Annotated in this window: 20 protein-coding genes; 12 read left to right on the top strand and 8 right to left on the bottom strand. The window is 71.6% G+C overall.

Annotated elements, in window-relative coordinates:
* The first annotated feature begins 12 nt into the window (after positions 1–12).
* Genes PGH47_RS38865 through PGH47_RS38855 form a run of 3 tightly spaced genes read left to right on the top strand, consistent with a single transcriptional unit; the run spans position 13 to position 2,911 of the window.
* Positions 13–768, top strand: coding sequence for a (Fe-S)-binding protein (locus PGH47_RS38865; protein ID WP_093748237.1), 756 nt, complete (start codon positions 13–15; stop codon positions 766–768).
* A complete protein-coding gene (locus tag PGH47_RS38860) occupies positions 765–2,243 on the top strand; it encodes a LutB/LldF family L-lactate oxidation iron-sulfur protein (protein WP_271667364.1) in 1,479 nt (492 codons plus the stop codon). The genes PGH47_RS38865 and PGH47_RS38860 overlap by 4 nt, the downstream gene beginning before the upstream one ends.
* A complete protein-coding gene (locus PGH47_RS38855; protein WP_271667363.1) occupies positions 2,240–2,911 on the top strand; it encodes a LutC/YkgG family protein in 672 nt (223 codons plus the stop codon). Before PGH47_RS38860 ends, PGH47_RS38855 begins: the two co-directional genes overlap by 4 nt.
* Here the strand turns inward: PGH47_RS38855 and PGH47_RS38850 are convergent.
* The 3 genes from PGH47_RS38850 to PGH47_RS38840 all read right to left on the bottom strand — a co-directional run bounded on the left by PGH47_RS38850 (position 2,884) and on the right by PGH47_RS38840 (position 7,791).
* Entirely contained in the window at positions 2,884–5,997 is a 3,114-nt protein-coding gene (locus PGH47_RS38850; protein ID WP_271667362.1) for an alpha-L-rhamnosidase, read from the bottom strand. The two genes, PGH47_RS38855 and PGH47_RS38850, sit on opposite strands and share 28 nt — an antisense overlap.
* A 177-nt stretch (positions 5,998–6,174) precedes the next feature.
* A complete protein-coding gene (locus tag PGH47_RS38845) occupies positions 6,175–7,104 on the bottom strand; it encodes a hypothetical protein (protein ID WP_271667361.1) in 930 nt (309 codons plus the stop codon).
* Between the two features lie 96 nt (positions 7,105–7,200).
* On the bottom strand, positions 7,201–7,791 hold the full coding sequence (locus PGH47_RS38840; RefSeq protein WP_271667360.1) for a hypothetical protein: 591 nt from the start codon (positions 7,789–7,791) through the stop codon (positions 7,201–7,203).
* Positions 7,792–7,962: 171 nt separating this feature from the next.
* On the opposite strand from PGH47_RS38840, the gene PGH47_RS38835 reads away from it, so the two are divergent.
* Both PGH47_RS38835 and PGH47_RS38830 read left to right on the top strand, forming a co-directional pair.
* The gene (locus PGH47_RS38835) at positions 7,963–8,754 is read left to right on the top strand and encodes an ABC transporter ATP-binding protein (protein WP_376054378.1); all 792 of its coding nucleotides are present in this window, start codon (positions 7,963–7,965) and stop codon (positions 8,752–8,754) included.
* A 3-nt stretch (positions 8,755–8,757) separates the two neighbouring features.
* Positions 8,758–10,068, top strand: coding sequence for an FtsX-like permease family protein (locus PGH47_RS38830; RefSeq protein WP_271667359.1), 1,311 nt, complete (start codon positions 8,758–8,760; stop codon positions 10,066–10,068).
* Between the two features lie 43 nt (positions 10,069–10,111).
* Here PGH47_RS38830 and PGH47_RS38825 read toward each other — a convergent pair whose 3' ends face one another.
* The gene (locus PGH47_RS38825) at positions 10,112–10,681 is read right to left on the bottom strand and encodes a TetR/AcrR family transcriptional regulator (RefSeq protein WP_271667358.1); all 570 of its coding nucleotides are present in this window, start codon (positions 10,679–10,681) and stop codon (positions 10,112–10,114) included.
* A gap of 194 nt (positions 10,682–10,875) precedes the next feature.
* Between PGH47_RS38825 and PGH47_RS38820 the strand changes: the two genes are divergently transcribed.
* Together PGH47_RS38820 and PGH47_RS38815 are read left to right on the top strand one after the other, a co-directional pair.
* Positions 10,876–11,733 carry an AAA family ATPase gene (locus tag PGH47_RS38820; protein ID WP_271668256.1) on the top strand — a complete coding sequence of 286 codons (858 nt, stop codon included), beginning with the start codon at positions 10,876–10,878 and terminating at the stop codon, positions 11,731–11,733.
* On the top strand, positions 11,730–13,088 hold the full coding sequence (locus PGH47_RS38815) for a vWA domain-containing protein (RefSeq protein WP_271667357.1): 1,359 nt from the start codon (positions 11,730–11,732) through the stop codon (positions 13,086–13,088). Before PGH47_RS38820 ends, PGH47_RS38815 begins: the two co-directional genes overlap by 4 nt.
* Here PGH47_RS38815 and PGH47_RS38810 read toward each other — a convergent pair whose 3' ends face one another.
* Complete coding sequence (locus PGH47_RS38810; protein ID WP_271667356.1) at positions 13,089–13,790, bottom strand: SDR family oxidoreductase; 702 nt, start codon at positions 13,788–13,790, stop codon at positions 13,089–13,091. It lies immediately after the preceding gene.
* A 191-nt stretch (positions 13,791–13,981) separates the two neighbouring features.
* Between PGH47_RS38810 and PGH47_RS38805 the strand changes: the two genes are divergently transcribed.
* A complete protein-coding gene (locus PGH47_RS38805) occupies positions 13,982–14,959 on the top strand; it encodes an NAD(P)-dependent alcohol dehydrogenase (protein WP_271667355.1) in 978 nt (325 codons plus the stop codon).
* A gap of 45 nt (positions 14,960–15,004) precedes the next feature.
* Here PGH47_RS38805 and PGH47_RS38800 read toward each other — a convergent pair whose 3' ends face one another.
* The 3 genes from PGH47_RS38800 to PGH47_RS38790 all read right to left on the bottom strand — a co-directional run bounded on the left by PGH47_RS38800 (position 15,005) and on the right by PGH47_RS38790 (position 17,326).
* Positions 15,005–15,361 carry a cupin domain-containing protein gene (locus PGH47_RS38800; protein WP_125528392.1) on the bottom strand — a complete coding sequence of 119 codons (357 nt, stop codon included), beginning with the start codon at positions 15,359–15,361 and terminating at the stop codon, positions 15,005–15,007.
* Positions 15,362–15,546: 185 nt separating this feature from the next.
* Positions 15,547–16,524 (bottom strand): threo-3-hydroxy-L-aspartate ammonia-lyase, encoded by a 978-nt coding sequence (locus PGH47_RS38795; RefSeq protein ID WP_271667354.1) that lies wholly within the window; start codon positions 16,522–16,524, stop codon positions 15,547–15,549.
* Between the two features lie 142 nt (positions 16,525–16,666).
* Positions 16,667–17,326, bottom strand: coding sequence for a helix-turn-helix transcriptional regulator (locus tag PGH47_RS38790; protein ID WP_271667353.1), 660 nt, complete (start codon positions 17,324–17,326; stop codon positions 16,667–16,669).
* Between the two features lie 187 nt (positions 17,327–17,513).
* Here PGH47_RS38790 and PGH47_RS38785 point away from each other — a divergent pair, with 187 nt between their 5' ends.
* The 4 genes from PGH47_RS38785 to PGH47_RS38770 all read left to right on the top strand — a co-directional run bounded on the left by PGH47_RS38785 (position 17,514) and on the right by PGH47_RS38770 (position 24,074).
* Positions 17,514–18,686, top strand: coding sequence for an MFS transporter (locus PGH47_RS38785; protein WP_271667352.1), 1,173 nt, complete (start codon positions 17,514–17,516; stop codon positions 18,684–18,686).
* Positions 18,687–18,777: 91 nt separating this feature from the next.
* Positions 18,778–20,541, top strand: a complete 1,764-nt coding sequence (locus tag PGH47_RS38780) for a beta-galactosidase (RefSeq protein ID WP_271667351.1) — start codon at positions 18,778–18,780, stop codon at positions 20,539–20,541.
* Positions 20,541–22,907, top strand: coding sequence for a beta-galactosidase (locus tag PGH47_RS38775; protein WP_271667350.1), 2,367 nt, complete (start codon positions 20,541–20,543; stop codon positions 22,905–22,907). The genes PGH47_RS38780 and PGH47_RS38775 overlap by 1 nt, the downstream gene beginning before the upstream one ends.
* 99 nt (positions 22,908–23,006) lie before the next feature.
* A complete protein-coding gene (locus PGH47_RS38770; RefSeq protein WP_271667349.1) occupies positions 23,007–24,074 on the top strand; it encodes a LacI family DNA-binding transcriptional regulator in 1,068 nt (355 codons plus the stop codon).
* The last annotated feature ends 16 nt before the right edge of the window (positions 24,075–24,090 follow it).

Raw genomic sequence — 24,090 nt, 5'->3', positions numbered from 1 at the left:
GAAGGAGCCGCGATGCGTGTCGCCCTGTTCCTGACCTGCGTCAACGACACGCTCTATCCGGACACCGGTCGCGCGGTGGTGAAACTGCTGACCAGGCTTGGCGTCGAGGTCGACTTCCCGATGGCGCAGACCTGCTGCGGGCAGGCGCACTACAACACCGGCTACCGGCACGAGGCCGAGCCACTCGCCCGGCATTTCTCCGATGTCTTCGGGGAGTACGACGCGATCGTCACCCCGTCGGGGTCGTGCGGCGCGATGGTGCGGGAGCTGTATCCGCGGATGGGTGAGCGGGCCCGGGCCGAGGGGCGCGGGGACACGCTCGCGGCGACGCTGGCGCCGGTGGTGCCGAAGACGTACGAGCTGACGGAGTTCCTGGTGGACGTCCTGGAGGTGACGGACGTGGGCGCCTACTACCCGCACCGGGTGACGTACCACCCGACCTGTCACGGGCTGCGCGGGCTAGGGCTCGGGGACCGGCCCCGGCGGCTGCTCCAGGCCGTGAAGGGGCTGGAGTTGGCGGAGTTGCCCGGGGCCGAGGAGTGCTGCGGCTTCGGCGGCACCTTCGCCCTGAAGAACTCCGATGTCTCGGCGGCGATGGGCGCGGACAAGGTGCGCAACGCCGAGTCGACGGGCGCCGAGGTGCTGTGCGCGGCGGACAACTCCTGTCTGATGCACATCGGCGGGACCATGGCCCGGCTGCGGACGGGCATGCGGCCGGTGCACATCGCGGAGATCCTGGCGAGCACGGAGGAGGAACCGGCCGTATGAGCGGGACGTATCTGGGAATGCCGGCCTTTCCGAAGGCGGCGCGCGAGGCCGTGCACGACGCGACCCTGCGGGGCAATCTGCGTCACGCCACGCACACCATCCGCGCCAAGCGGGCGAAGGCCGTCGCGGAGGTCTCCGACTGGGCGGAGTTGCGCGAGGCGGGCAAACGGATCAAGGACCATACGCTGCGTCATCTCGACCGGTATCTGGTTCAGTTGGAGGAGTCGGTGACGGCGGCGGGTGGCACTGTCCACTGGGCCGCCGACGCCGACGAGGCGAACCGGATCGTGGCCGATCTCGTCAAGGCGACCGGGGAGTCGGAGGTCGTCAAGGTCAAGTCGATGGCCACGCAGGAGATCGGGCTGAACGAGGCGCTTCTCGAAGAGGGCATCCACGCCTACGAGACCGATCTCGCCGAGCTGATCGTGCAGTTGGGCAAGGACCGCCCCTCGCACATCCTGGTGCCGGCGATCCATCGCAACCGGGGCGAGATCCGCGACATCTTCGAGCGCGAGATGAGCGAGTGGGGGCGCCCCGCGCCCGAGGGCCTGACCGACACGCCCGCCGAACTCGCCGAGGCCGCGCGCCTGCATCTGCGGGAGAAGTTCCTGCGCGCCAAGGTCGGCATCTCCGGCGCCAACTTCATGGTCGCCGAGACCGGCACCCTGCTGGTCGTGGAGTCCGAGGGCAACGGGCGGATGTGCCTGACCCTGCCCAAGACACTGATCTCGGTCGTCGGCATCGAGAAGATCGTGCCCACGTGGCAGGACCTGGAGGTGTTCCTGCAGACCCTCCCCCGCTCCTCCACCGCCGAGCGCATGAACCCGTACACCACCATGTGGACCGGCACGACGGACGGCGACGGGCCGAGCAGCTTCCATCTGGTCCTCCTCGACAACGGCCGCACCGACACGCTCGCCGACGAGGTCGGCCGCCAGGCGCTGCGCTGCATCCGCTGCTCGGCCTGTCTCAATGTGTGCCCGGTGTACGAGCGGGCCGGCGGGCACGCCTACGGCTCGGTCTATCCGGGCCCGATCGGCGCCATCCTCAGCCCGCAACTGAGGGGCGTGACGAGCGAGATCGACGCCTCGCTGCCGTACGCGTCGTCGCTGTGCGGCGCCTGCTACGAGGTGTGCCCGGTCGCCATCGACATCCCCGAGGTGCTGGTGCATCTGCGGGAGCGGGTCGTGACGGGCGGCGAGGTGACGTCCAAGGGCAACAAGGTGGTGCTGAAACCCGCCAAGGGGCACGCCGCCGAGCGGGCCGCGATGCGGGCGGCACGCTGGGCGTTCGGCCGCCCGGGCGCCCTGCGCACCGGCCAGCGGCTCGCCTCACGCACCCGCCGGCTGCATCCGCGCTCACTGCCCGGACCGGGCAGGGCGTGGAGCGGTACGCGGGATCTTCCGGCGGTGCCCGCGGAGCCGTTCCGGGACTGGTGGCAGCGCACTCAGGGCGGAAAGGACGGGGCCAAGTGAGCAGCAGGGAACGGATCCTGGGCCGGGTGCGGCGCGCGCTCGCGGACGTGCCGCGCGAGGAGGCGCCGTACGAAGAGGCGGTGCCGCGCGACTATCTGCGCGAGCACGGGGACCGGAGCGTCGCGCAGACCGTCGATCTGCTGGCCGAGAACCTCGCGGACTACCGGGCGATCGTGCACCGTTGCACGCCCGCCGACCTCGCGCCGACGATCGCGGGGATGCTCGCGGCGCGCGGGGCGAAGACCGTGCTCGTGCCGCCCGGCCTGGACACCGGCTGGCTGGCGGCGGCCGACGCCGAGCGCATCGCGGACCGGCCGGAGAGCACCCCGCACGAACTGGACGAGGTCGACAGTGTCGTCACGGCGTGTGCCGTGGCGGTGGCCGAGACCGGCACCATCGTGCTGGACGGCTCGCCCGACCAGGGCCGGCGCCGTATCACGCTCGTCCCGGACCACCACATCTGTGTCGTACGGGTTCCGGAGCAGGTCGTGTCCTCGGTGCCGCAGGCTCTCGAACGCCTCGACCCGGTCCGCCCGTTGACGTGGATCTCCGGTCCGTCGGCGACCAGCGACATCGAGCTGGACCGGGTCGAGGGCGTGCACGGCCCGCGCACCCTTGAGGTGGTGCTGGTGGGCGAGGATCAGTCGAGCGAGGACGTCACCGCGTAGCGGCCGGACGGCAGCCGGTAGGAGGCGACGCCGTCCGCGAAGCCCAGGTACTCGACGCCCTCGGCCTCGGCCAGGGGCGTGCGGCCCTCGCGGACGGTCGACGGGTCGGCGGTCGGGATGCGCAGGGTCGCGGTGCTGTTGGCGGGTACCACGGCCCGGTAGGTCAGTTTCCGGTCGTCCTTGCGCCACTCGCTCACGATCTCGCCGCAGGGCGCGAGATGGGTCCCGCGGACCCGGGTGATCTTGCCCGTCGGGTCGAGGTGGGGCTGGAGGAAGAAGTGCCGGAAACCCGGGTGGGCCGGGTCCTTGGCGATGCCGGCCATGCTCTCGTACATCCACTCCATGATCGCGCCGTAGGAGTAGTGGTTGAACGAGTTCATGTCGACGGGGCCGAAGCCGTCCTCCTTCGAGTACGAGTTCCAGCGCTCCCAGACGGTGGTGGCGCCGTTGCGCACGGAGTACAGCCAGGACGGCATGGCGTCCTGGTGGAGCAGCCGGTACGCCAGGTCGACGCGGCCCTCGTCGGTGAGCACGGGGGCGAGGACGTTCACGCCGAGGAAGCCGACGGAGAGGGTGTTCTCGGCGTACCTGACGCGTGTGCTGTCGGGGTGGGCCTCCTTGTAGGCCTCGTCGTTGCCGATGTTGTCGGTGAGGTGGGTGACGAGCCGGCGGCGCTGGGCCTCGGTGTCGTAGAAGCCGAGTTTGAGGACCCACAGCAGGGCGGTCTGGCTGTTGTCCTCCGTCTTGCCGCCCGTTGGCGGTGCGTCGCCGAGGCTGGAGCGGACGGTGACCTGTCCGTCGGCGCCGGTGGCCAGGTATTTGGTGATGAACGCCCGCTTGATGCGGGCGAAGAGGTCCTCGTAGGCGCGGGTCTCGGCGCTGCGGCCGGTGGCGCGGGCCATGTCGGCCATCAGGCGGGCGCTGTAGCCGTAGTAGACGTCGCTGATGAGCTGGGTGCTGGTGTCCTGGAAGGCCAGCCAGTCGCCGAAGATCGCACCCTGTCCGGCGTAGGTGTCGCCGGTGCGGCGCCGGATCCAGTCCATGTACTTCGTCATGGCGGCCCAGCCGCGGTCGACGACCGTGCTGTCGCCGGACATCTGCCACACCGTCCACGGCACGACGACGCCGCAGTCCGCCCAACCGCTCGCGGGGATCGGCTGGTTGTAGCGGGACCCGGGTGCGACCCAGGTGAACTGGGCGCCGTCCTGGCCGTAGGTCTTCTGTGAGTCGATGAGGATGTCCTCGAAGTGGCTGAGGAAGTTGACGGCGTCGGCGTTGTAGAGGCCGGTGTTGGAGAAGAGCTGGGTGTCGCCGGTCCAGCCGAGGCGTTCGTCGCGCTGGGGGCAGTCGGTGGGCACCCAGAGGTAGTTGCCGCGCTGGCCCCAACGGACGTTGCTGATCAGCTGGTTGACGTCGGCGTCGTCGGTGGTGACGGTGCCGATGTCGCGGAGGGCGGAGGTCGCGACCCGTCCCGTGAACCGGGTCAGGGTGACGGTGTCCGTCGCGGTGACGGAGACGTAGCGGAAGCCGTAGAAGGTCAGCGAGTCCTGATGGGTCTCGCCGTCGGGGTCGCCCTTGAGGATGTAGGTGCTGGTGGCCTTGGCACTGCGGAGGTTGGCGCGGTACACGGACCCGACGGGGCCGTCGGCGCCCTCGCTGTCGTCGTTGAGCATCTCGCCGGGTTTGAGGACGACTTGGGCGCCGACAGGGCCGCGCAGGGTGTAGCGGGGCACGCCGACCATGTTCTGGCCGAGGTCGATCACGGCGGTGTCGCCGGGGCGCAGGGTCACGGAGGCGGTGGCGGCGGTGGCCGGGTCGGTGACGGTGCGGGCGGGGTCGACGACGATACGGCCCTTGCCGTTGGCGCTGCCGCTCTGCCCGGTAACGCCGGTGTGGACGGTGACCGACCGCGGCCGGAGATCCCATTCGGGCATCACCCGGGCGCTCTCGCCCGGGTAGGCGACCAGCTTCGCGTCGGGGAACCGGGTGTCGTGGTCGTGCTCGGTGACTCCCGCCCAGCCGGAGGCGTCGAAGCCGTTCGCCGTCCAGCCGGCCGGCTCCGCGCGGGCGTCGTAGGTCTGGCCGTCGTAGATGTCGTCGGCGCGGTAGGGGCCGGTGTCGGTGGCCCGCCAGTCGTCGCCGGGCGCGGTGACGACCGTCTGCTCGGATCCGTCGGCGTACCGGATCAGCAGCTTGGCCTTGAGGGCGAGCGGGTTGCCGTCGGCGGACCAGTAGGCGCTGTTCTCGGAGACACGGCCGTTGTACCAGCCGTTGCCGAGCACGGCGGCGAGGGTGACCTGGCCCTGCCGCCCGGCGACCAGGTCCGTGACGTCGTAGGTGAAGTAGTTGACGGTGCTGTCGTAGTTGGTCCAGCCCGGCGTCAGCAGTTCGTGGGTGGTGCCGCCGCCCTGTGGCACGGCGACGCGCCGGCCGTTGATGTGGGCGTCGTACACGCCGAGGGCGGTGATGTAGAGCCGGGCGGCGCTCACTTGACGTCCGGTCAGCCGGGCCTGACGGCGCAGGAGGGGGGCGCCGGGGGTGTTGGGCCGTTTGCCCGCCATGGCGATCCAGCGGGCCCCTTCCCAGCCGGTGACTCCGTCGGCGCCGAGCAGGCCGGTCTCGAAGCGGGCGGTCGGGGCGGCGGGGGCGGCTCGGCCGGTCTCGTCCCAGACCGTCACCGTCCAGTGGTAGCGGGTGGAGGCGCGCAGGGCGGGGCCGTCGTAGCGAACGGCGTTCGAGTCCGGTGAGGTGACACGGCCGCTGTTCCAGATGTCCGCGCGGGAGGGGGTGAGGCGGTCCGGGGTCGTGGCCACCAGGATCCGGTACGCCGACTGGCGGCGACCGCGCACCGAGGAGGTCATCCGCCAGCCGAACCTGGGGTGTTCGGCGTCCACGCCGAGGGGGTCGGTGCGGTGCTCGACCGTCAGGCCCTCGACCGCGGTGCGGGGCGAGGACGGGGCGGCCGCCGCCGGGGTGCCGCCGATGATGCCTCCCGCCACGGCGAGCGGTGCGGCGCCGAGTGCCGTGGCGAGCACGGTACGGCGACGCACCCCTCTGCCCTTCGTGCTGTCGACTCCGTCGTTCATGCCGTAGTCCCTTCGGCTGGGTTCGGTTCGGAGTTGGAACGATTCAGCTCGAACGACGGTTGAAGCTAGTGGCAGAAGTGGGCAGTGTCCATGCCTCGATCAGGACAAGTGGCGTGCAGAATCCAACAGAACTCCCCAATCGCTGGAGCCCGTGATTGAAACCGTTCAAAAGCGGAATCAGGCGTTCTTGCTCGGACGCCTGGTGGAGTCGCGGCTGAGGATGCCGAACGCCCATCGCTCGTTGAAGCCCGCGACGAAGCCGATGGCGCACCAGAAGCCCCAGAACTCGGTGCCCGCGGCGGCCGATCCCGGGGTGCCCGGGGCGGGGCAGATCTCGGTCGTGGTGGCCGGCGGCTCGAAGACGGTCACGATGCCCCCGCTGAGGAGGAAGTGGACGGCGATGGCGAGGACCCAGCCGACGAACACCCGGTAGACACCCTCGTGGCGCATGCTGCGGGCCATCTGGCCGGGTACCACGATGCCCTCGCGGCCGTTGGTCTGACGGCGCGCCAGCTGGTCCGCGCTCCCCCGCAGTCGCACCAGCACGCTGAGGACGGCCCCGAACGCGCCGACGCCGCCGCACACGAAGGCGCCCAGCAGGCTCCAGCGGTTGGTGCAGTTCAGCGTCACGCCGAGGACGCCGAGCAGGTCGACGCCCCAGAGGAGCGGGACGACGAGGAGCGCCAGTCCGGCGACCGAGCCCATCGCCAGGCCGATGTTGAGGCCCCGGCTGACGGCGGTCGCGCTGTCCTGGGCCAGCCGCCCGCGCAGGTCGGCGATCTCCTGGTCGAGATACTCGGTCAGATGCTCGTTCGCCTTGGCGTCGCCCAGCCGTGGGTCGCTCAGCGCGTTGCCGAGCACCCGCACCACCGTGACCCGCGCCGAGACCCGGGTCCTGCGCTCGAAGGCACGCTGCGAGGCGCCGTACAGGAGCTGTAATTGGAGCTGCTGGTCGGGATACAGATCACCGAACTGCACATAGGCCGCCTCGAACCCGCCCGGCACCACGTCCGCCAGCCCCTCGGGCCACAGCTCGGTGTCCGCCCCCTGGACCGACTCCCGCATTCCCCGCCACCGTGCCTGGCGGCGTCCCCCGTTTTCCGTCATGGGCAAACCTGTACCGGCAGCGGACGTCCGCGGGGAAGTCTTCCAAGGCACCAGTCCTGTCACCGATTTTCACGGAGCGGCGACCTCCGCCCGCGGTCAGGAGTAGACGATGGGGCAGCCGCGTCGTACGGAGTGCTGGGCGGCGCGCAGGTACACCGCCGTGTAGAAGGCCGTGTCGAGGTCGTCGGCCCACGGTCCCGGCCGGGCCGCCGCGGTCCGCTTCGCCTCACCGTCCAGGAACCAGCTGGTCAGCTCCAGGTTGTCGGACGTCGCCGGTATCGCGTCGGTCGGCAGCTCCAGCGCCGTCGCGAGCCGCTCGGTGAGGACGAGGATCCGCGGGGCTCCGGCGACGGTCGTCGTCAGGTCGTAGGCGGACTCGATCGGCAGCTCGATCTCCTCGTCGAGCGGCACCGGTACCAGCACCGTCCAGCCGAGAAGGAGCTCTTCCTCGGCCTTCGACAGGTGCGCCCGGCAGAGTGCGACGAAGCCGTCCATGGGCGGGACGAGCTTCTCCTCGAAGGCCGTGCCGGAGCCTGGGGCGAAGTCCGTCTCCTCGGGAACACCGGTGTACGGCGGGAGGCCGCGCCTGCCCAGCTCCTCGTTCAGCGCGGCGGCGACGTCCCCACGGCCGTCCTCCTCCTCGCCGAACCACTCCTGCGCGCCCACGTTCACCAGATAGATCCCCATGCGTCGGAAGGTACAGCCCGCCACTGACAACGCCGTGGGTCACCGGGGCCGGCCCCCCGTCGGGGGTGTCGCTGAGTACACCCGGCAAGACGGGTTCTGCGCCCAATGTGCTCCCTTCGCTCGCTCCGTAGCTTCATCGGCAGGGCACAGGGAGTGCCCGGACGGAGAGTGATGACGATGTTTCGCGCAGGTTCGCGACGCACGCACGACACGGGACCCGCCGCGGAGGCGCTGCGGCTGGTCAAGGTCACCAAGACCTATGGCGCGCAGGACAGTTCCGTGACCGCTCTGGACGGGATCACGCTGGGCCTGGGACGGGGCACTTTCACTGCGGTCATGGGGCCGTCGGGGTCCGGCAAGAGCACCCTGCTGCACTGCGCGGCCGGGCTCGACCGGCCCGACAGCGGCATCGTGCGGGTGGACGGCACCGAGCTGACCGGGGGCGGCGAGGCGGAGCTGACGAAGTTCCGGCGGGGCCGGATCGGGTTCGTGTTCCAGCAGTACAACCTGCTGGAGACGCTGACGGTCGCGCAGAACACGGTGCTGCCGCTCAAGCTCGCCGGGCAGCGCGTCGACCGCACGCGCGCCAGGGAGGTACTGATGTCCGTCGGCCTCGGCGACCGGCTCGGGCACCGCCCCGACCAGCTTTCCGGCGGTCAGCGGCAGCGCGTGGCCATCGCCCGCGCGCTGGTGACCGAGCCCCGGGTGATCTTCGCGGACGAGCCGACGGGTGCCCTGGACACCCGCAGCGCGCGTGACGTGCTGCGGCTGCTCCAGCAGGCGGTGCGGGTGCACGGCCGGACCGTGGTGATGGTGACCCACGACCCGGTCGCCGCCTCTTACGCGGACTCGGTGCTGTTCCTGGCGGACGGCCGGCTGGCCGGCCGGATGGACGGGCCGACCCCGGACGCGGTGGCCGAGCGCCTGGCGCACCTGGGCGACGACGTGGCGCTGGGGGTGTGAGCGATGTTCATGCTGTCCCTGCGTTCCATCCGGCACCGTCCCGGACGGTTCCTCGCGACGCTGCTGTCCGCGTTTCTGGGCGCGGCCATCATCATGACCTTCAACTCCATGCACGACACGGCGGCGCAGGACGGCGTCGACTCGACCAGCGCGGAGACCCTGTCCACCGCGGCGGGCGTCGTCGGCGGCTACGGCACCCTGCTGGTCTTCTTCGCCGTCGCCTCGACCCTGACGGTCAACGTCCGTCAGCGGACGGCCGAGTTGGAGCTGCTGCGCTGCTCGGGGGCGACTCCGGCGCAGCTGAAGCGGATGGTCGTGGGTGAGGCCGTGGTCGTGGCCCTGGTGGGTGCGGCGCTGGCGATCGGGCCGGCGATGCTGGGTGGCCGGGCGCTGCTGGACCTGTTCCAGGACAGCGGTCAGGTCGCCGGGTCCGTCCCGCACGACTTCGGCCCGATCGCGTTGATCTCGGGCATCGACATCACGCTGCTGGCGTCGGCCGGCGCCGCCTTCCTCGCCGTACGGCGGGCGACGCGCGGGCAGGTGAAACGGGGCGGGGCACGGAAGTTCCTCGCCTACGCGGCGCTCCTCGTCGGGGCGGCGTCGGTCACCTCCACGTTCGCGTTCTCGGAGTCGGACGCGGCCCTGATGGCGCCGCCCGCCTACGGGGCGATCCTGCTGTCCGTGGGCTTCGCACTGCTCGCACCGCGGCTGCTGGAGGGCGTGCTGAACCGGCTGCCGCTGAGCGGCGCGAGCGGCTGGCTGGCGGTCCGCAATCTGCGGGAGCGGGCCGGTCAGCTGGCCGGGATCCTGATGTCGCTGATCCTGTTCACGGCGGTGGCCACGGCCACGCTCACCATGCAGGCGGTGGAGAGCGACACCGTCGAGGCTCTCGGCATCACCAAGTCGATCGACGACAAGACCCTGGAGACCCTGAACTTCACGGTCGTCGGGATCATCGTGGTCTTCGTCTGCGTGATGCTCGTCAACTCGCTGTACGCAGCTACGAGTTACCGCTCACGGGAGTTCGGGCAGCAGCGGCTCGCGGGCGCGACTCCGGGGCAGGTGCTCGGGACGGTGGGTGTCGAGGGGCTGATCCTCACGGTCACGGGCGTCGTGTTCGGCGCGCTGGCCGCGCTCGCGGGGATCATCCCGTTCACCGTGGTCCGCTCCGACCAGATGCTGCCGGGCGAGGTGTACGGCATCGGGCTCGCGGTCGCCGCCGTCGCGGCGGCGGTGACGCTGGGGACCGGTCTGGTGACGGCCCGGCGGATGCTGCGCACCCCGGCCGTGGGAGCGGTCGCGGTGGCCTCGTGAGAAGGGGTGGGTGTTCGGGGCGGTCGCTGCGGCGGCCGCCTCGTCATTTCACGCCGGCCGCGTCCAGCAGCGTGGTCGCCGTCGCGACGGTCAGCCCGTCCAGCGTCTCGACCCGGGCTCCGGACCGTGCGCTGGCCCCGTCGAAGACCAGCATCAGCTGGCGGGCGAGCAGCTCCGCGTCGCGGGCGCCGCCGTCCTCGGCGTGGGTGCGGAAGTAGCCCTTCATCCAGCCCTTCGCCTCGCGGGCGACCGCGCTCGCGGGGTGTTCCGGATCCTTCAGCTCGACCAGCGCGGCCAGAAAGGGACAGCCCTGGTAGGCGGGCTCGGTGGACGCCTTCTCCAGCCGCTCGAAGACGTTCAGGATCCGCTCGCGCGGGGTGGCGGCGTCCGGGACGTCCGGCGCGAGTTGGGCCTCGTACTCCGGCATCCGCCGGGCCAGGCTGGTCGCGAGGACCTCGTCCTTGCTCGCGAAGAGCTGGTACATGGACCGCTTCGAGACACCGGCCGTCCGGCACAGCGCCTCGACGCCGATGGAGACGCCGTCCCGGTAGAACAGCTCGGCCGCCGCGTCGAGCAGCCGGTCCCTGGTGGACGCCTTGTCTGTTGTGGCCATACCGGCGAGGTTACCCCTCCGGAGGCCAAGAGGAAACCGATCGGTCTACCTCCTTCCGGTACCCGGAATCCCCGTGGCATCATCGCTGAACAAGCGCTTAGATAGGTGCCCGGTCCAGCCCGTCCGCCATGACGGTCCTGACCGACCCGGCAGTCCTGACCGTTCTGACCGTCGCCGCCGAGCTGGAGGCCCCGTTGTTCACATCCGTCGACGACGTCTCCGCGCGCCTGGCCGAGACCGGCTATCTCGCCTCGCCCGCGGTCGCCACGACCGTCTTCCTCGCCGACCGTCTCGGCAAGCCGCTCCTGGTGGAGGGCCCGGCCGGAGTCGGCAAGACGGAGCTCGCCAAGGCCGTCGCCCAGGTGGCGGAGGCACAGTTGGTACGGCTCCAGTGCTACGAGGGGGTCGACGAGTCCCGGGCGCTGTACGAGTGGAACCACGCCAAGCAGTTGCTGCGCATCAGCGCCGGCCGCGACGAGACGTGGGACGAGACCCGCACGGACATCTTCAGCGAGGAGTTCCTGCTCACCCGGCCACTGCTGACGGCCATCCGGGGCGAGGACCCCAAGGTGCTGCTGATCGACGAGACCGACAAGGCCGACGTCGAGGTCGAGGGCCTGCTCCTGGAGGTGCTCAGCGACTTCCAGGTCACGGTCCCCGAGCTCGGCACCATCACCGCGACCCGCCGCCCCTTCGTCGTGCTCACCTCCAACGCGAGCCGGGAGCTGTCCGAGGCGCTGCGCCGTCGCTGTCTCTTCCTGCACATCGGCTTCCCGGACGAGGAGTTGGAACGCCGGATCGTACGGCTGAAAGTGCCGGGCCTCGACGAGGCGCTGGCCCGCTCGGTCGTGCGGGTCGTGAGCGCGCTGCGCGCGATGGACCTGCGCAAGGTGCCGTCGGTCGCCGAGACCATCGACTGGGCGCGCACCCTGCTCGCGCTCGGCGCCGACTCGCTGGACGTGACGGTCGTACAGGCCACCCTCGGCGTTCTGCTCAAGCATCAGGACGACGTCCTCAAGGCGACCGCGAAGCTCGACCTGGACGCCCTGTGACCACGCCGGCGGGCGTCGCGGATCGGCTGACGTCCCTGGTCGGCGCGTTGCGCGCGCACGGCATCCGGATCGGCACCGGCGAGACCGTGGACGCGGCGCAGGCCATCGAGGCGCTCGGCCTCGCGGACCGGGAGCTGCTGCGCGAGGGGCTGGCGGCCACGCTGCTGCACGGCACCGGACAACGGCCGGTGTTCGACCCGGTCTTCGACCTGTACTTCCCGCGCGGCGTCGGCGGCCCGGAGGAAAGAGCCGCGGGACGGGACGACCTGCGGGACCGGCTGGCGGCGGCGCTGGCGGCCGACGACCGGGCGATGATGGGCCGCCTCGCGGTGGAGGCGGTGGACGGTTTCGGCGGCTACGGCTCCTCTCCGGAGTCGGACGGCTGGTCGTCGTACCAGGCGCTGGAGCGGCTGCGCCCGCAGACGCTGCTGGCCCGGGTGCGCGACGACGTCCGTGGGCGGGGCGCGAGTGCGGGGTTCGCGGACCGGCTGCTGGAGGACGAGATCCGGCGGCGCATCGAGACCTTCCGCCGACTGGTGGCCGCCGAGGCGCGGCGCCGGGTCGCCGAGCGGCGCGGGCGCGACGAGATCGCCCGGCGGGCGGTGGCCCCGACCGCCGACCGGGTCGACTTCCTGTTCGCCGGGAAGGCCCAACTGGCAGAGCTGCGCAGGGCCGTTCAGCCGCTGGCCCGCAAGCTGGCAACCCGGCTCGCGGCACGTCGCCGCCGCGCCGCGCGAGGCACGATCGATCTGCGCCGCACCCTGCGCGGATCGCTGTCGACCGGCGGAGTGCCGATGAAGCCGGTGCTGCGCAGACGGCGACCGGCCCGCCCCGAACTGGTGCTGCTGTGCGATGTGTCGGGGTCGGTCTCCGGCTTCTCGGACTTCACGATGCTGCTGGTGCAGGCGCTGCACGACCAGTTCAGCAAGGTGCGTGTGTTCGCCTTCGTCAACCGGATCGACGAGGTGACCGGGCTGCTGGAGCGGGGCACCGCCGACCCGGAGGGGCTCAGCACCCGGATCGAGGCGGAGGCCACGCTCACGGGCTATCACGGCAGCAGCGACTACGGCATGGCACTGGGCGAGTTCGCCGAGCGCTACGGCGACTCGGTCGGCCCGCGCACGACGGTGTTCGTCCTCGGCGATGCCCGCACCAACATGAGCGACCCGAACCTTCCGGCAGTACGGCAGATCGCCGGCCAGGCACGCCGCGTGTACTGGCTGAACCCGGAGCAGCAATCCAGCTGGGGCACGGGAGACTCCGCCGCGCCCGCCTACGCCGAGCTGGTCGAGATGCACGAGTGCCGCACCGCCCGGCAGCTCAGCGCGCTGGTGGAGAGGCTGCTGCCGGTCTAGTCAGGCGGCGAGCTGCGGGTAGAGGGCGGCCGGATCGGCCGACAGGCCCGCCTTCACCTGCCGCGAGATGTCGTCCGCGAGCACCTCGTAGGCGCCCGACGCGATCCCGTCGAGGGCCTGCGCCGCGACGCTCTCGGCCGTGGACTTGGGCGCGTCGACATGGGCTGCCATGTCGGTGTCGACGTAGCCGACGTGCAGTCCGGTGACATCGATGCCGCGCGGCTTCAGGTCCAGGCGCAGCGAGTTGGTCTGCGACCAGAAGGCGGCCTTGGAGGCGCTGTAGGAGCCGGCGATGCCGACCCACGACAGCACGGAGTGGACGTTGAGGATGTGGCCGCCGCCGTTGCGCTCGATGACGGGGACGAAGGCCCTGGTGACCAGGAGCGGTCCGTAGAAGTTGGTCTCGAACTCGCGCCGGACGTCGTCGACCGGCGAGTCGAGGAAGTTCGCGTTCACCGAGGCACCCGCGTTGTTGATCAGCAGCGTGACGTCCTGGGCCTGCTCCGCGGCGGCCGCGACGGACGCGGGGTCGGTCACCTCCAGCGCCAGCGGCACGGCGTCCGGGTGGGTGACGGTGTGCGGGTCGCGCGCGGTGGCGTACACCTTCTTGGCGCCCCGCTCGTACAGGGCGGCGACCAGGGCGCGGCCGATGCCGCGGCTGCCGCCGGTGACCAGGGCCACGGAACCTTCGATGGTGGTCATGGGGGTCTCCTCGTAATGCTCAGCACTTGTCCAGAGATCGGAAACCGATCGGTTTCCCAACACCAGAAGCGTAAACCGATCGGTTTCCTCAGGGCAAGGGGAGGGCCGGACCCCGGAGAAAATCAGGGTCCGCCCCCGATGGCCGGGACGGTCCGGCCTCCATACGCTCGGCTGGAGCGGAGGGGGATCCCATGAAGGCAGTGATTCAGGACCGGTACGGCTCGGCGGACGTCCTGGAGTTCCGGGACGTCGACCGGCCGGTGCCGACGGCGGACGAGGTCCTGGTGCGGGTGCACGCGGCCTCGGTCAACGCCTACGACTGGCACCTCATGCACGGCGACCCGGTGATCGGTCGCACCATGATGGGGTTTCGCAGGCCCAAGTCGCCGGTGCGGGGCCGGGACTTCGCCGGTGTGGTGGAGGCGGTGGGCTCCGGCGTCACGGGACTGAAACCCGGCGACGAGGTGTACGGAGAGGCCGACGGCACGTTCGCCGAGTACGTGTGCGCCAGGGCCGACGAGGTGGGCCCGAAGCCTGCCAACCTCACCTTCGAGCAGGCGGCGGCGATACCGCTGGCGGGCAACACCGCCCTGATCGGCCTGCGTGACGTCGCCCGGGTGCAGCCGGGGCAGACGCTGCTGGTGAACGGGGCGTCGGGCGGCGTGGGCACGTTCGCCGTGCAGCTCGGCAAGGCGTACGGCGCCGAGGTGACGGCCGTGTGCAGCACCCGAAACGTCGACATGGTGCGCTCACTGGGCGCCGACCGGATCATCGACTACACCCAGGAGGACTTCACCCGGGGCGAGGCGCGCTACGACGTGGTGCTGGACCTGGTCGGCAACCACTCGCTCGGGGAGTTCCGGCGCGTGCTGAACCCCGTCGGGACGCTCGTCCTGTCCGGTGGCGGGGTGTACGAGGGCGGCAGCGTCGTCGGACCGATGGGGCTGTTCATGAAGCGGCGGCTGGTGGCTCCGTTCGCACGGAACCACCGGCTGCTGGAGATCGCCGCACGGCAGAGCAGGGCGAACCTCGAGGCGCTGCGGGAGCTGGCCGAGTCCGGGAAGATCGCTCCGGTCGTCGAGCGGACGTATCCGCTGAGCGAGGCGGCCGAGGCCATCCGTTACCTGGAGGTGGAGCACGCGCGCGCCAAGGTCGTCGTCACCGTGTGATGTGCCGGCGCGGGGCCGACGGTCGACTCCTGTGCGGGGCGGCGGCTACTTCTTCGCGAACTCGCGCGCCGTCTGCCCCTGGAAGTCGTAGGTCACGACCTGCTCGTCGCCCACCACCCACGCGTCGTGCCCGGGGGTGCAGACGAAGACGTCGCCGGGGCCGACGTCGGTCTCGGTGCCGTCGTCCATGCGGATGTGGAGGTGGCCCTGGAGGATGTAGCCGTTGTGGTGCATCTGGCAGGTCTTGGTGCCCGCCAGCGGGGCCACGGACTCCGTCCAGCGCCAGCCGGGCTCGAAGGTCGCCACGGCGAAATCGAGGTCCGGCATGTGGACGGCTTCGAGGTGGCCGCGGGGGAAATCACGTCGCTCGTCGGGCTTGTCGAGCGTCTTCACTTCCAACATGACGCGCTCCCTTCCGGCCGTGGGTCACCGCGGCCGGTGCCGGTCTCCCCGGCGGCCCTGGACACCGCCGTCGGCGGCCGACCTTGTACCCCTCAATCGTCCGCCTGTCCACTCGGGGCCGCCAACCGGGGGACGGTCGGTCGGCCGACCTGAAAATGCCCTCCTGCCGACAGGCAGGCGCCCCCTCAGGCCCGGTTTCCGCAGAGCTCGGCGAAGCGCGCGGCATCCACGTTCCCGCCGGAGACGATCACGCCGACCCGGCGCGGCAGCGCCTCCGCCCGGCCGGTGAGCAGGGCGGCGAGCGGGGTGGCACCGCTCGGCTCGACGACGATCTTCAGACGCTCGAAGGCGAACCGCATCGCGTCGCGGATCTCGTCGTCGGCGACCAGTGCGATCTCGTCGACGAGCCGCCGGTTCACGGAGAAGGTCAGCTCCCCGGGAATGTGCAGGGCCTGTCCGTCGGCGATGGTGAACGGCACCGGGATGCTGACGCGCCGCCCCGCCTCCAGGGAGCGCTTGGTGTCGTCACCGGCCTCCGGTTCCACGCCGATCATCCGGATCTCCGGGTACAGCCCCTTGGCGACGGTGGCGCTGCCGGCCATGAGCCCGCCCCCGCCGACCGGCGTCAGCAGGGCACCCAGCTCCCCCACCTCCTCCAGCAGTTCGAGAGCGGCGGTTCCCTGGCCGGCCATGACGTGCGGGTGCTCGTACGGCGGGATCAGGGCGAGGCCGCGCTCGGCGGCGAGGGCCTCGGCGATGGCGACCCGATCACCGGTGTAGCGGTCGTACGTGACGATCTCGGCGCCGTAGCCCTCGGTGGCCGCGCGCTTCGACGGCGGGGCGTCCTCGGGCATGACGATGACCGCCGTGGTGCCGAGTTCCCGGGCGGCCAGGGCGACGGCCTGGGCGTGGTTGCCGGACGAGTAGGCGGCGATGCCACGGCCGAGCTGCTCGTGGGTCAGCCGGGAGGCCGCGTTGTAGGCGCCGCGGAACTTGAAGGCGCCGACCCGCTGGAAGTTCTCGCACTTGAGGAAGACCTCGGCGCCGACGAGTTCGTCGAGCGTGCGCGAGCGCAGCACGGGGGTGCGGTGGGCGACGCCCTTGAGCCGCGCGGCGGCATCACGGACGTCGTCGAGGGTGACCGGCGGGGTGGTGGTCGTCACGCGTGTCCTCCAGGGGTGTCATGGTGATGGCGGCTGTGCCTGTTGCGGCCGGGCCCGACAGGGCCGGGTCCGAGGTGACCGGGTGCGACATGGCCGGGTCCGACGGGGCCGAGCAGGCCGGTCTTGGTCACGCCCGCCGCGGCTACTCCGCCCTCGCCTGCGACAGATAGCTGTACGCGGACGCCCGGGAGATCCCGAGCCGCCCCGCGACCTGCTCGATCGCACGCCGGACGGCGAACACGCCCCGCTCGTCGAGGCCTCGGAACAGCTCCAGGCGCTGGGCGCGGTCGAGTCCGGCCCAGCTGCCGTTCTGACGGAGTTGATGGGCGTCGAGGATGGCGTCCACGACGGAGTCGATGTCGTTGCCGAAGGTGGTGACCGGCACTTCGGCCGGGGCGGCGCCCATGCCGGCGAGGGCGCCGAGCAGGGCGTGGGCGTCGTTCACGGCGGTGACGTCGAGGTTCACGCAGAGGGCGCCGAACACCGTGCCCGTCGAATCGCGCAGCACCATCGTGGAGGCCTTGACCAGCTTGCCGCCGCGGGTCCGGGTGACGTAGTTCAGCTCGTCGCCCGCATCCTCGCCGCGCGCGACGATCCGCATGCCGATCTCGCTCATCGCACCGCCCACGGCCCGCCCGGTCACCGCACCGGCCACGGCGACCACGGACGTCTCCGGCCGCCGGTAGTCGTGCAGGACGACCTCGCACATCGGCCCGATCGTCGCCGCGAGCCCGTCGGCAACCGGGCCCAGCGCGGCGACGATCGCGTCCCGCTCCGCCTCCAGTGCCTCATCGGCCGCCATCGCGCACTCCTCACTCAGCCCGCACTCGGCACCGCATGCACCGAGTGACCTCCACCTAGACTACACGTCCAGACCTTGTACTCACAGTCCAATTCGATTCCCGACCCGCCGCACTCCGCAACCATCCCGCCCCACCCCGACCCGGATCTTGACGAGCACCGAGATGTTACCGGTAACATCACACGCCATGACGCTGACGTCGGCACCTTCGCACCCACGGGTCTTCGGTCCCGCCGCCGTGGTCGCCTCGTGCGTGGGCTTCGTACTCATCGGCGCCCTCCAGGCCCTGTACGGCCCGGCCATTCCCGCTTTCCGCGAGGAGTTCGGCCTGTCGCCGTCCGCCGCCGGTCTCGGCCTGAGCGCGCACTTCGTCGGCGGCGTGGCCGGGGTGCTGCTCTTCGACCGTCTCTACGGCCGGGTCGGCAACCGGGGCATCCTCGGCGCCTCGTATCTGCTGATGGCGATCGGTGCGGCCGGTTTCGCGCTCGCGCCCGACTGGCCGACCGCCCTGGCCATGGCACTGCTGGCCGGACTCGGCTTCGGCGGTATCGACTACGGCCTCAACCAGCTGTTCGCGGTCGGGTTCGGCCACCGCTCGACGGCCATGCTCAACATCCTCAACGCCCATTTCGGCATCGGCGCGATCCTCGGTCCGGCGCTGATCGGAGCGGTCGGTTCCGAGCACTACCCGGCGGTGTTCCTCGGCTTCGCGCTGGCCAATCTGCCGCTGCTGCTGTGCCTTCGAGGCGTGGGCGACCGCGCACCGAAGTCGTCCGGGACAGCCACCGCGGCCGGCGGTCCGGTCCTCGGCCGCAGCCTCGCCTCCGTGCTCGCGGTGTTCGTGGCCCTGTACGTCATGCATGTCGGCATCGAGGCCGGTGTCGGCGGCTGGGAGCCGACCCATCTTCAGACCGTCGGCTACTCGGCAGGGATCGCCGCGACCGCCACGTCCGTGTACTGGCTGATGATGACCGTGGGACGCTTCCTGGTCGCGCCGATCGCGCTGCGGTTCTCGGCCGAGACCATCATCGCGGTCTCGTGCGCGGGCATGACGGTCTGTCTGCTGCTGGCCGCGGTGCCGGGTCTGGCCCCGTACGCCTACGCCGGAGTCGGTCTGTTCATCGCGCCGATCTTCCCGACCGGGCTGCCGTGGCTCAACCGGTCCGCCCCGCGGGCGCGCAGGGCGGGAGCAGTGGTCATCGCAGCGTCGATGGTCGGCGGTGTGGTGGCGGGCCCGGCCCTCGGCAAGGCCATCGAGTGGTCCGGCATCCGCAGTGTCCCCCTCATCCTCGGCGCCGTCTCGGCCCTGTGCCTGACGGCGACCTTCTGGCTGATCCGCGCCACCGACCGGCCCCTCTGATGCCCGAACCACACGATCAGCTCGCCCCCGGCCTCCGGCGCGCCCGCGCGCCCCACATCCCCGTACGTCCCAACCGAAGGGAACTTCCGCAATGTCCGCTCTGACGACGTCCGCCGACGGTTTCCTGCTGCGCGGCGAGCCGTTCCGGATCGTCTCCGGCGCCATGCACTACTTCCGCATCCACCCCGACCAGTGGGCCGACCGGCTGCGCAAAGCCCGTCTGATGGGGCTCAACTCGGTCGAGACATATGTGCCGTGGAACCTCCACCAGCCCGATCCGGCCGGCCCCCTCGTCCTCGACGGCTTCCTCGACCTGCCCCGCTATCTGAGACTGGCCCGCGCCGAGGGCCTGCACGTCCTGCTGCGCCCGGGACCGTTCATCTGTGCCGAGTGGGACGACGGCGGTCTGCCCGCGTGGCTCATCGCGGACCCGGACATCAGGCTGCGGACCGGCGACCCGCGTTTCACCGGCGCGTTCGACCGGTACCTGGACGAGCTGCTGCCGCCGCTGCTGCCGTACATGGCGGCGGCCGGTGGTCCGGTGATCGCCGTACAGGTGGAGAACGAGTACGGCGCCTACGGCGACGACACCGCGTATCTGAAGCACCTCGAATCGGCCTTCCGCAGCAGGGGCGTGGAGGAGCTGCTGTTCACCTGCGACCAGGCCGACCCCGAGCACCTGGCCGCCGGCAGCATCCCCGGCCTCCTGGCCACCGCCACGTTCGGCAGCCGGGTCGCCCGGAATCTCGCGGAGCTGCGCCGGCATCAGCCCGAAGGCCCCCTGATGTGCGCGGAGTTCTGGATCGGCTGGTTCGACCACTGGGGCGGTCCGCATCATGTGCGGGACGCGGCCGACGCCGCCGCGGACCTGGACCGCCTGCTGTCGGCCGGCGCCTCGGTCAACATCTACATGTTCCACGGCGGCACCAACTTCGGCTTCACCAACGGCGCCAACCACAAGCATGCCTACCAGCCCACCGTCACGTCCTACGACTACGACGCGGCCCTCACCGAGTGCGGCGACCCCGGCCCCAAGTACCACGCCTTCCGTGAGGTCATCGCCCGCCATCTGCCGGTCCCCGACGAGCCCGCCCCGGCATCGTCCCGCAAACTCCCGCCCACCGTGGTCGAGTTGGACCGCCGGGCACCGCTGCTGACTCACACGAAAGCCCTCGCCGAGCCCGTCCGCACCGAGGACCCGGCGACGATGAACGCCCTGGGGCTGGACACCGGTTACGCCCTCTACCGCACCACCTTCGACACAGCGGGCGACGGCCTGCTGCACTTCACGGGCGGTGTCGGCGACCGCGCACAGGTCTTCGTGGACGGCGCACCCGTCGGCGTACTGGAACGCGAGCGCCACGACGAGACCCTGCCCGTCCGTGTCCCGCACCCCGGCGCCACGCTGGAGGTCCTCGTCGAGAACATGGGCGGCGTCAACTACGGCCCCCGCATCGGCGCACCCAAGGGCCTCTTCGGTCCCGTCACCTTCGACGGCCGCCCCCTGCACGGCTGGGACTGCCACCCCCTGCCCCTGGACGACCTGAGCGGACTGCCCTTCGCCCCCGCCGGGGCCACCACGGCCGCCGAACCCGCCTTCCACCAGGGCACGTTCGAGGTCGACGTCCCGGCGGACTCCTTCCTCGCCCTGCCCGGCTGGACCAAGGGCCAGGCCTGGATCAACGGCTTCCACCTCGGCCGCTACTGGAACCGCGGCCCCCAGCACACCCTCTACGTCCCCGCGCCGATCCTGCGTCCCGGCACCAACGAGCTGGTCCTGCTGGAACTGCACGCCACGACCAGCACCCGCGCCCGGCTCACCGACACCGCCGATCTCGGTCCGGAGTCCGACTGATGACCCGCCCGCACCGCCTGCGCATCCCGACGCCGTCCCCTCCCCCGCTGACCGGCCACCTCCCCTTCACCGACGCGCCCGGCGTCCCCGACCCGATCGAGGTCACCGGCCGTTGGTTCACCCGCGGGGGACGGCCGTGGTTCCCGGTGTCCGGCGAGTTCCACTACACCCGCTGCCCGGCCGCCGAATGGGAGGAGGAGCTGCTGAAGACGAAGGCGGGCGGCGTGACGGCGGTCGCGAGCTACGTCATCTGGATCCATCACGAGGAGATCGAGGGTCGTGTCCGCTTCGACGGCGACCGCGACCTGCGCCGCTTCGCCGAGCTGTGCGCCCGTCACGGCCTGGACTTCATCCCCCGCATCGGCCCCTGGTCGCACGCGGAGGTCAGGAACGGCGGCCTCCCCGACTGGCTCCTGGCCCGCGACTGCGCAACGCGCACCGACGACCCGGCGTATCTCGCGCCCGTACGCGACTGGTTCGCGGCGATCGCCGGGCAACTGCGCGGCCTCGACCGCGCCCACGGCGGTCCGATCGTCGCGATCCAGATCGAGAACGAGCTCTACGACCGGCCGGGCCACCTGCTGACGCTGAAGCGGATGGCCCAGGCGGCCGGCCTGAGCGCGCCGCTGTGGACGTCGACCGCATGGGGTGGTGTCCGGCTCCCGCCCGACGAGTTGCTTCCGCTGTACGGGGGCTACCCGGAGGCTTTCTGGACGGAGGCGGACGGCGGCTGGCCCGACACCTGCCGCAAGCACTTCTTCTTCACCCACCAGCGCGACGACGAGGGCATCGGCGCCGATCTGCGACCGACCACCGCCCGGGGCAGCGACCCGGACGCCCTCGCCGACCGATTCCCCTGGGCCACCTGCGAGTTGGGCGGCGGCATGGCGGTGGCCTACCACCGGCGGCCGCGCGTGGACGCCGCCGACATCGGCGCCCTCGGTCTCACCAAGATCGGCTGCGGCTCGGTGTGGCAGGGCTACTACATGTTCCACGGCGGCACGAACCCGCTCGGCGAGCGCTCCACCCTCCAGGAGTCCCACGCCACCGGCTACCCGAACGACCTGCCGGTCCTGACGTACGACTTCCGGGCGCCGCTCGGCGAGTACGGCCAGTACCGGCCCTCGTACGACGAACTCCGCCTCCAGCACCTGCTGCTGGCGGACTTCGGCCATCTGATCGCCCCGATGGAGTCGGTGCTGCCGGAGCGCCTGCCCGAGGGACAGCCGGACCGGGACACCCTGCGGTGGGCCGTGCGCGCCGACGGCGACTCCGGGTTCCTCTTCGTCAACAACCAGCAGCCGCACGAGCCGCTGCCGGACCGCCCGGACACGTCGTTCACGGTCGAGTTCCCGGGCGGAGCACAGGCGTTGACGCTGCCCGCCGCACCGGTGACCGTGCCGGCGGGCGCGTACTTCTGCTGGCCGCTGCGGCTCGACGTCGCGGGCGTGCGGCTGGACTGGGCGACGGCGCAGCCGGTCTGCACGGTCGACGTGGACGGGCGTACGGTCCTGGTGCTCGCGGCCACCGGCGGCATCGCACCCGAACTCGCCCTGGACGCCCACACGGTGGCGTCGGTCAGCGCGCCGTGCGGGGACATCGCCGAAGTCGGGGGCCGGATCCTGGTGACCGGGCTGCGGCCCGGCACCGACGCGCTGGTCGAGGTGGAGACGGCGGACGCCGGACGGGCCGGTCTGCTGGTGCTGGACGCGGCGACGGCTCGTACCGCCTATCGGGGCGTGGCCTGGGGCGCCGAACGGCTGCTGCTGAGCGCCGACGGGATCGTCTTCGACGGTGACGAGGTGCGGGTGCACGGCGCTGCCGGGGGGACGTCGTTCGCCGTACTGCCGGCGCCGGACAGCGCGCTGGTGGTGGACGGGGAGACGGTGACCGCCGAGGCCGACGGCGTCTTCGCCCGCTACCGCGTCGGGAGCGGTGGCGGCGACGAGCCGCTCCGGGCTTCGCTCACCCTGGTGCGGCCCCCGGGCCCTGCGCCCGAGCCCGCGACCGGTGTGCTGGGACGTGCGAGCGCGCCCGCGGACAAGTACTACGACTCGGTGGCCGCCGAGTACCGCGTCGACGTACCGCAGGATCTCCCGCAGGGCGCGGTGCTGCGGTTGCACTGGAGCGGGGACGCGGCGCGGGCCCATGTGGGAGAGGCGTTGGTCGCCGACCAGTTCTTCTCGGGGCGTGCCTGGGACATCGGCCGGCTTCCGGCGGGGGCGGTGCTGCGGGTCCGGGTGCTGCCGCTGCACGCCGATGCCCGGGTCCATGTGCCGCCGGAGGCGGCGGAAGCGGCGCGCTCGGCGGTCGTGACGCGTGCCGAGTGGATCCTCGGTCGGGTCCGGGCCGTGCGGGCGGGCTGAGGCGGCGCCGTACGGGGTTCCGCCCCGCCGACCTGCCTATGCTGGGGGACCTGCCGGGGCGGATGCCGCCGCCGTGACGATGGCGAGGAAACAGCGATCATGATCCGAGGCTCCGCCGACGACTCCGCTCCACGGGGGCGCAGCAGACGGAACTTCGCGGGCTCGCGCCCCGTGATGGACGACGTGGCACGGCTGGCGGGCGTCTCCAAGCAAACCGTCTCCCGCGTCCTCAACGACCATCCGTCGGTGCGGGCCGAGACCCGCGAGACAGTGCTGAGCGCCATGCGCACGCTGGGCTACCGGCCGAGCCGCAGCGCGCGTTCGCTGGCCAGCGGGCGGACCCGGATGGTCGGCGTGATCTCCTTCGACGCCGCCCGCTACGGCCCCGCCTCGATCCTGACCGCGATCAACACCGCGGCGCAGGAAGCGGGTTACCTGCTCAGCTCGATCGCCCTGGACACCGCCGAACCCGACACGGTGGTCGAGGCGGTGAACCGGCTCTCCGCCGAGGGCGCGGACGGCGTGATCGCCATCGCCCCTCAGCTGTGGGTCGGCAAGGCCCTGGCGGACACCCACCTCGACACCCCGCTGATCGTGCTGGAGAACGGCCTCGACGCCGGCACCCAGCAGGTCACCGGCGACTCCAGGGCCGGCGCTCGCAAGGCGGTCGAGTATCTGCTGGGCCTGGGGCATCGCACGGTGTGGCACATCGCGGGCCCGACCGGCTGGACCTCGGCCGATCACCGGCTGGGCAGCTGGCAGGCCTGCCTGGAGGCGGCCGGCGCGGCGGTGCCGACCCCGCTGATCGGCGACTGGAGTGCCGACTCGGGCTACGAGCTGGGCCGGCAGCTGGCCCGGCGCGCGGATGTCACGGCCGTGTTCGCATCCAACGACCAGATGGCCCTCGGTCTGCTGCACGCCCTGCACGAAGCGGGCCGCTCCGTCCCCGGCGACATCACTGTCGTGGGCTACGACGACATCCCCGAGGCCGCGCATTTCCTTCCCCCGCTGACCACCGTGCGCACGGACTTCGCGGAGATCGGTACGCGTTCGCTCCGGCTGCTCCTGGACCGTCTCGACGGCACAGAGGAACCGTCCCGGACCCGCTCACTGGTCCCGGTCGACCTGGTGATCCGCGCCAGCAGCGGTCCCCCGCCCGCTCGTTGACGGCTCTCCCCCCGGG

Source organism: Streptomyces sp. HUAS 31, from assembly GCF_028198125.1.
Lineage (GTDB): Bacteria > Actinomycetota > Actinomycetes > Streptomycetales > Streptomycetaceae > Streptomyces > Streptomyces chartreusis.
The sequence above is the reverse complement of the archived record's forward strand: the minus strand, read 5'-3'. Positions and strand labels throughout refer to the sequence as shown.

Excerpts from the sequence above, each read along its gene's own strand:
- PGH47_RS38830 (WP_271667359.1), top strand. The coding sequence starts at position 8,758 with ATGTTCATGCTGTCCCTGCGTTCCATCCGGCACCGTCCCGGACGGTTC.
- PGH47_RS38800 (WP_125528392.1), bottom strand. The coding sequence starts at position 15,361 with ATGTTGGAAGTGAAGACGCTCGACAAGCCCGACGAGCGACGTGATTTC.
- PGH47_RS38790 (WP_271667353.1), bottom strand. The coding sequence starts at position 17,326 with ATGGCGGCCGATGAGGCACTGGAGGCGGAGCGGGACGCGATCGTCGCC.
- PGH47_RS38840 (WP_271667360.1), bottom strand. The coding sequence starts at position 7,791 with ATGGGGATCTATCTGGTGAACGTGGGCGCGCAGGAGTGGTTCGGCGAG.
- PGH47_RS38775 (WP_271667350.1), top strand. The coding sequence starts at position 20,541 with ATGACCCGCCCGCACCGCCTGCGCATCCCGACGCCGTCCCCTCCCCCG.
- PGH47_RS38850 (WP_271667362.1), bottom strand. The coding sequence starts at position 5,997 with ATGAACGACGGAGTCGACAGCACGAAGGGCAGAGGGGTGCGTCGCCGT.
- PGH47_RS38835 (WP_376054378.1), top strand. The coding sequence starts at position 7,963 with ATGACGATGTTTCGCGCAGGTTCGCGACGCACGCACGACACGGGACCC.
- PGH47_RS38810 (WP_271667356.1), bottom strand. The coding sequence starts at position 13,790 with ATGACCACCATCGAAGGTTCCGTGGCCCTGGTCACCGGCGGCAGCCGC.
- PGH47_RS38805 (WP_271667355.1), top strand. The coding sequence starts at position 13,982 with ATGAAGGCAGTGATTCAGGACCGGTACGGCTCGGCGGACGTCCTGGAG.
- PGH47_RS38825 (WP_271667358.1), bottom strand. The coding sequence starts at position 10,681 with ATGGCCACAACAGACAAGGCGTCCACCAGGGACCGGCTGCTCGACGCG.
- PGH47_RS38770 (WP_271667349.1), top strand. The coding sequence starts at position 23,007 with ATGATCCGAGGCTCCGCCGACGACTCCGCTCCACGGGGGCGCAGCAGA.
- PGH47_RS38785 (WP_271667352.1), top strand. The coding sequence starts at position 17,514 with ATGACGCTGACGTCGGCACCTTCGCACCCACGGGTCTTCGGTCCCGCC.
- PGH47_RS38845 (WP_271667361.1), bottom strand. The coding sequence starts at position 7,104 with ATGACGGAAAACGGGGGACGCCGCCAGGCACGGTGGCGGGGAATGCGG.
- PGH47_RS38860 (WP_271667364.1), top strand. The coding sequence starts at position 765 with ATGAGCGGGACGTATCTGGGAATGCCGGCCTTTCCGAAGGCGGCGCGC.
- PGH47_RS38780 (WP_271667351.1), top strand. The coding sequence starts at position 18,778 with ATGTCCGCTCTGACGACGTCCGCCGACGGTTTCCTGCTGCGCGGCGAG.
- PGH47_RS38865 (WP_093748237.1), top strand. The coding sequence starts at position 13 with ATGCGTGTCGCCCTGTTCCTGACCTGCGTCAACGACACGCTCTATCCG.